Genomic DNA, 5,990 nt, shown 5'->3' with positions numbered 1-5,990 from the left:
GCCGAATCCACGTCCATGGTCGCCGGATCATGGATGGCCAGCATGTTGGCCTGCATGAGCAGGGCGATTCCCTGGGAATTGGGGGGGTGGGTGGCCAGGGTGTAGCCGCGGTAGTCGCTGGTGATCGGCGGACCCCATTCCACCGTGTGCCGGGCCAGATCAGCCTCGCTGAAAAAGCCGCCCATGGCCTCAGCATGCGCAACCAGGGCTTCGCCCAACGGTCCATGGTAAAAGGCGCCCGACCCATTTTGCATGAGCGTCCGGTAAGTGCGTGCCAGCTGGGGCTGCACCATCAATTGACCCACCCGGGGGATGGCCCCACCCGGTAAAAATGTCTCACCGGCGGCTCCGGCGGCCAGCAGGACAGCCCGTCGCTCCTCGAGGGCATTGACCAAGTCCGGATAAACCGGAAATCCGTCTCGCGCATAGGGGATGGCCCTGGCCAGCAGGCTGTCCAATCCCATCGTGCCGTATTTTTCAAGCGCTGCCTGCCAGCCGGCAAGGGCGCCCGGCACGGTGCAGGCGTGAATCCCGGTCTCGGGAACCCGCTGGTAGCCGAGCCCCTGGTATGCCTCCAGGGTGGCTCCCGCGGGGGCCCGGCCCGACGCGTTGAGGGCGTGGACGGTTCCCTGGGCGGCCATGTGGATCAGCATGAACAGGTCACCGCCGATGCCGCACATATGCGGCCTGACGATCGTCATCACCAGGTTGGCAGCGATGGCCGCATCCACGGCGTTGCCGCCGGATTCCAGCACGGCTGCACCGGCCTGGACGGCCAAGGGATGATCGGCGGTGATCATCCAGCGGGTGCTCATCAGAAGCGGGCGATGGGTGGCGAAATGGTTCGACATGGTTGGGGAACACCTCTGTTGTTTTGGACACAACGTTTGATTATATTCCTAACGGGATTAGCGTGGGTCTGCAAGGAGAATTTAGACCGCTCTATCGATCATCATATTCCAGGTGATCGTCTCACGGGTGTGAACGCCGATGTGGCTTCACCATCATTTGTTGAGAATTTTATGGGTATCAACAAATTTTGCAGGTCAGCTTGTCTAGCACGCCCTTCATGTCTGGTCGATGACCATCCCTGACAATGTCAAGTTGGCAGCTTAATGGCAATGCGTCCAGAATTGTCCTGATGGATTAAAGCTGTGGTCAGCAACATCATGGTTAAAAATCCAGACCACCAACGACCGTTAGCCCCATGTATCCGACACCCTGTTTTTTGTGCAATCACACCAGTATCGCTTTTTTTGTGGGCGCTGAAAAAGCATGAAAGCGGCAATCGATGATAATTGGTCCTTGACCCCCGCAACAGATCCATTCTATTTTTTAAATATCAGCGATTCTCCACGCTCCCATTCCTTTTCGGATGTCACAGAGATGCTTGTAAAAACCTTCAGCTGATCGTTCAACCGACATGGATTCATGTTTCACGCAAAGGACACACATTTTTAGGGATAGTTGTCCCCCATGAATAATAACGGCATGCACGGTAAATGTCGTGGTTGCTTTTAATTGACCATTAAAGAGGAGGAATAATGAGAAACTTGACGCTTAACTACGAGACGCTCATCAAGGTCACCCGATCCCTGTCGAAATCAAAGGATCCAGACAAAATTATTCGAATGACGGTGGAAAGCATCCAATCTGCGCTCGGGATAAAGGGATGTGCGTTGTTCCTGATGAATCCTAAATCAGAAGAATTGGAGGTGGCTGCGTCGACGGGCTTGAGTAAAGAGTATTTAAACAAAGGAACCGTAAGCGCGTTGCGGTCCATTGCCGACTCCCTTAAAGATGGGCCGGTGGCGGTTTATGATGTCAACGATGATCCCAGGATACAATATCCTGAGGCAGCTAAAAAAGAGGGCATCGCCTCTATCCTTTCCGTACCCATCATGGTCGGTGATAGCGTCATCGGGGCCGTCCGGGTATACACGGCAGAGAAGTGGGAATTTACGCTGGATGATGTGAATTTTGTTCAAGCGCTGGCTCAGATCGCCGGTGTACTCATAGAAATGAGCCGACTTTACAAAGGTCAGAATGAATACATAGACGTGCTGACCACCAGCTGTGAATCGCCGGCACTTTAGGTGAACACGTCTCCAACGGCTTTTTTGATCTAACGAACGCAAACACGCAAAAAGGAGAAATGGATATGCTTGACATTCGAGATTCGGTTGCAGTGGTCAGCGGCGGTGCCAGCGGCATCGGCTTGGCGGTTGCCAGATACTGGGTGGAAAACGGCGGCAAGGTGGTCATCGCCGATGTGGCTGAAGAGATGTTGAAGCAAGCGGAAGCTGAGCTTAAGGATATAGGCGGGGACGTCGCTTCGGTGGTATGCAACGTGACCGATGAGGACGATTGCGCCAGGCTGGCCGACACGGCCATCGAAAAGTTCGGTAAGATCAATCTGGTGGCCCCATTTGCCGGCATCATAAAGGATGGCTTGATGCTTTCTCCAGATAAGGAAACCGGCAAAGTGACCAAGAAAATGCTTTTGAAGGATTTTCAAATGGTCGTCGATATTAATTTGACGGGTGTGTTTCTGACGGTCCGCGAATGCGCCGAGCGAATGATCAACAATAACTGCAAAGGACTGATCTGTCTGGTTTCCTCCACCGGCAGCCTGGGAACGGCCGGTCAACTCAACTACGCGTCCACCAAAGCGGCCATGTCGGTGATGCCCAAAGTGATCACGGCCGAATTTTTTCGCCGCGGCCTAGCCGACAAGATCCGCTGCGTGGCCGTTGCACCGGGTTATGTGGGCACTGCGATGGTGAAAGGGATGAACCAGAAAGCGCTGGATTATATTATCGGTCAAGTCCCCATCGGGCGCTTGATTGAACCTGAGGAAGTGGCTGCGTTGGTCGGAGATATCTATCGCAATGAGGCGCTAGCCGGGGAAGTCTTTTTTATCCATGGTGGCCTGCGCCTGGGTTCCAAGGGGTAGAACCACGAAAGTACCCTCACCCCAATAAGGGAAAGAGGCTGTCCATGAACATGAAAAACGAAGATCCGTTGGGAATGGCGACCATGCTCACCACCTGGATGAAATCCATGGGTGACATGTGGGGGAACATGGCCGGTCAGTGGGGCGCCCCCTTTCCGGGGCAGCAGCCGACCGGTGCCGAGGCGGCCCCTGGCGCCAGCCCCAAGACCCAGGCGGCCATGGCCGCGGCCCTGAAGAACTGGCAATCCATGGCCGGTGCCATGGCGGCGCCGGAATCCATGACCGCGCTTTTCAAGGGCAGCGGGGCCATGCCGGAGGTGCTGCTCAAGCTGGCCCAAACCTCCATGGGCAGTTTGATCGAAATGCAGCAGAAGATGATCCAGCGCCTGGGCCGGATGGGCCAGTCGGTGGAGGCGTATCAATTCCAGGACATCGACGATAATCTGTCGCGCCTGTGGACCGACATCTATACCAAGGAGTTCCAGCAGTTCTTTAAGGTCCCGCAACTGGGGCTGATGCGCACCTATCAGGAAAAGGCCAATCAGGCGGTCGATAAATACAACCTGTTTCAGTCCACCCTGTCTGAATTTCTGAATATGCTGGGCCTGCCCTTCAACCGGTCCATGCAGGTCATGCAGGAAAAGCTGGGGGAAATGGCCGAAAACGGTGAACTGACCGATGACACCAAGGTCTATTACAACATGTGGGTAAAGGTGTTGGAGGGGCATTTTATGACCCTTTTTCAAACCCCCGAATATGTGGAGACGCTGACCCGCACCGTCAATGCCCTGGCCGAATATTCGGCCGCCCGGAATGCGGCCCTGGAAGACATGCTCAGTGTGCTGCCGGTGGCCAAAAAAACCGAGATGGACGACATGGCCAAAGAACTCTTTGAATTGAAAAAGCGCCTTCGACGACTCGAAAAAGAAAAAAAGTAAGGGGGTAGTTCATGTCGCAAACCAAAATTCCTGTGGATCTGATTCTGTCGAAGTTGGCCGAAGACGCCGAAAAAGCCCAATCCCGCGCCCACAAGGCATCGGAAGTGCTGTTGGACGATCTGGACACGGATCTGGCCCAGACCCCTTATGAGGTGGTTTACCAGGAAGACCGCGTCAAGCTGAAACATTACCTGCCCCGCACCGAGATCCGCTACCAGACGCCCCTGCTGGTCGTCTACGCCTTGATCAACCGCGAAACCATGCTTGACCTGCAGCCCGGCCGCAGCGTGGTCGAGCGTTTTCTGGATGCCGGCATCGATCTGTACATGATCGACTGGGGCTACCCCACGCGCAAAGACCGTTTCCTGGGATTTGACGATCACATCAACGGCTACATGGACAATGTCATCGATTTCATCCGTGAAAAACACGCGGTTGAAAAGATCAACCTGATGGGGATCTGCATGGGGGGCACCTTCAGCGTAATCTATTCCGCCCTGCACCCGGACAAGATAAAAAATCTGGTGACCACGGTGACGCCCACCAATTTTGACACCAAAAAGGGACTGTTGCACGTGTGGATGGAACATCTCGATGTGGACCGCGTGGTGGACACCTACGGCAATCTGCCGGCGGACATGATGAATCTGGGCTTTCTGCTGCTCAACCCCGCCCGCCTGATGATCGACAAATACGTCGGCTTCATGGAGAACATGGACAACAAGCAGTTCGTCGAAAACTTCGTGCGCATGGAAAAATGGATTTTTGACAGCCCGGACCTGCCGGGGGAAGTGTTTCGCCAATTCATCAAGGACTGCTATCAAGGCAACAAACTGATCCAGAGCCAGCTCGAGGTCGACGGCCAACGGGTCGATCTGCAGAAGCTGACCATGCCGCTGCTCAATATCTACGGGAAGTACGATCACCTGGTGCCGCCCGAGGCCTGCGAGCAGCTGGTAGAGCGGGTGGGCAGCACGGACACCGAGGATCTCTGCCTGGACACCGGACACATCGGCATCTATGTCAGCTCGAAGTTTCAGGAGGCATTTGCACCCAAAATCGCCGGCTGGCTCAAGGAGCGGGATCAGATTCCTAAAAAAAAGTCACCCAGCAGAAAAACGGCGGCGAACAAGCCGTCTGCCGGGTTGAAAAAAACCGTGCAGAAGGCCAAACCCAGTAAAGATAAAGCCCAACCGGTAACCCAGCCGAAATCATCCCGATCCAGAACTGCATCTAAAGCGACCAATGGGTAATACGGACAAACCACACCAGTAGGAGGAACCCGATGACCAGGGAGATGGACTATTTCAAAACCTTTTGCAAAATCAGCAAGGCCTTCGGTACGGTTGCAGGCAAAACGGAGTTGCTGAACTTGATTGTCGACAGCGCCATCAAGACGATGGAGGGCAAGGCCGCCTGCCTGTTTTTGAAGGATGAAAAGCAGGATGTCTTCGTGCCGACGGCCCAACAGGGTCTGTCCGAAACCTATCTGCACGCCAACCCTATCCAGGCCAGACGGGTGGTTTCCGCCCTGGAAAAGGATGGGCACCTGGCCTTTTCCGACGCCGCGTCCGATCCGCGCCTGGAAAACCACGCGGCCAAAAAGCGTGAAGGCATCGCCTCGCTGCTGACCGTGCCCGTGACGGTGAAGGGCCGAACCATCGGGGTGCTGTCACTGTATACAGCCGCCCGGCGCGAGTTCCAACCGGACGAGATCGAATTTCTGCGCGCATTGGCCGAACAGGGGGGAATCGCCATCGAACACAACCGGCTGCTCCGGCGCATGCAGAAAAACGCCATGCTGTTCCTGGAATTGGCCTCCAACATCAACTCCACCCTGGACATTCAGCAGGTGCTCGGGAACCTGACGGAGAACATCTGCGACACCCTGGGGATGAAGGGCGCGTTGATCCGCCTGTTGGACGAGGACAGCGGTTCGCTGAAGCTGGTGGCCAGCCATGGCCTCAGCGATGAATTCCTCGAAAAAGGCGCCATCACCTCCACTGAAACCGCGGCCCGCGCACTGAAAGGGGAGACCATCGTCATCAGCGACGCCACCACCGATGAGCGCATCCGCTTCAAGGACGCCATGAAAG

Annotated in this window: 6 protein-coding genes; 5 read left to right on the top strand and 1 reads right to left on the bottom strand. The window is 55.4% G+C overall.

Features of this window, described 5'->3' with window-relative positions; genetic code table 11:
* Positions 1-851: gamma-glutamyltransferase family protein (locus tag ABYV26_RS18575; protein ID WP_372682853.1), on the bottom strand; the 851-nt coding region annotated here is incomplete at its 3' end.
* Positions 852-1,544: 693 nt separating this feature from the next.
* On the opposite strand from ABYV26_RS18575, the gene ABYV26_RS18570 reads away from it, so the two are divergent.
* The 5 genes from ABYV26_RS18570 to ABYV26_RS18550 form a co-directional block, all read left to right on the top strand.
* A complete protein-coding gene (locus ABYV26_RS18570) occupies positions 1,545-2,096 on the top strand; it encodes a GAF domain-containing protein (protein WP_372682852.1) in 552 nt (183 codons plus the stop codon).
* A 65-nt stretch (positions 2,097-2,161) separates the two neighbouring features.
* Positions 2,162-2,956, top strand: coding sequence for an SDR family oxidoreductase (locus ABYV26_RS18565; RefSeq protein ID WP_372682851.1), 795 nt, complete (start codon positions 2,162-2,164; stop codon positions 2,954-2,956).
* Between the two features lie 44 nt (positions 2,957-3,000).
* Entirely contained in the window at positions 3,001-3,894 is an 894-nt protein-coding gene (locus tag ABYV26_RS18560; RefSeq protein WP_372682850.1) for a poly(R)-hydroxyalkanoic acid synthase subunit PhaE, read from the top strand.
* 11 nt (positions 3,895-3,905) lie between these two features.
* Entirely contained in the window at positions 3,906-5,147 is a 1,242-nt protein-coding gene (phaC, locus tag ABYV26_RS18555; protein WP_372682849.1) for a class III poly(R)-hydroxyalkanoic acid synthase subunit PhaC, read from the top strand.
* Between the two features lie 32 nt (positions 5,148-5,179).
* Positions 5,180-5,990, top strand: an 811-nt coding sequence (locus ABYV26_RS18550) for a GAF domain-containing protein (RefSeq protein WP_372682848.1), incomplete at its 3' end; no start/stop codon positions are given.

This window comes from Desulfosarcina sp., assembly GCF_041551955.1.
GTDB lineage: Bacteria > Desulfobacterota > Desulfobacteria > Desulfobacterales > Desulfosarcinaceae > Desulfosarcina.
Note: the sequence above shows the minus strand (reverse complement) of the source record. Positions and strands in the feature narration are given on the sequence as shown.

Excerpts from the sequence above, each read along its gene's own strand:
- ABYV26_RS18560 (WP_372682850.1), top strand. The coding sequence starts at position 3,001 with ATGAACATGAAAAACGAAGATCCGTTGGGAATGGCGACCATGCTCACC.
- ABYV26_RS18570 (WP_372682852.1), top strand. The coding sequence starts at position 1,545 with ATGAGAAACTTGACGCTTAACTACGAGACGCTCATCAAGGTCACCCGA.
- phaC (WP_372682849.1), top strand. The coding sequence starts at position 3,906 with ATGTCGCAAACCAAAATTCCTGTGGATCTGATTCTGTCGAAGTTGGCC.
- ABYV26_RS18565 (WP_372682851.1), top strand. The coding sequence starts at position 2,162 with ATGCTTGACATTCGAGATTCGGTTGCAGTGGTCAGCGGCGGTGCCAGC.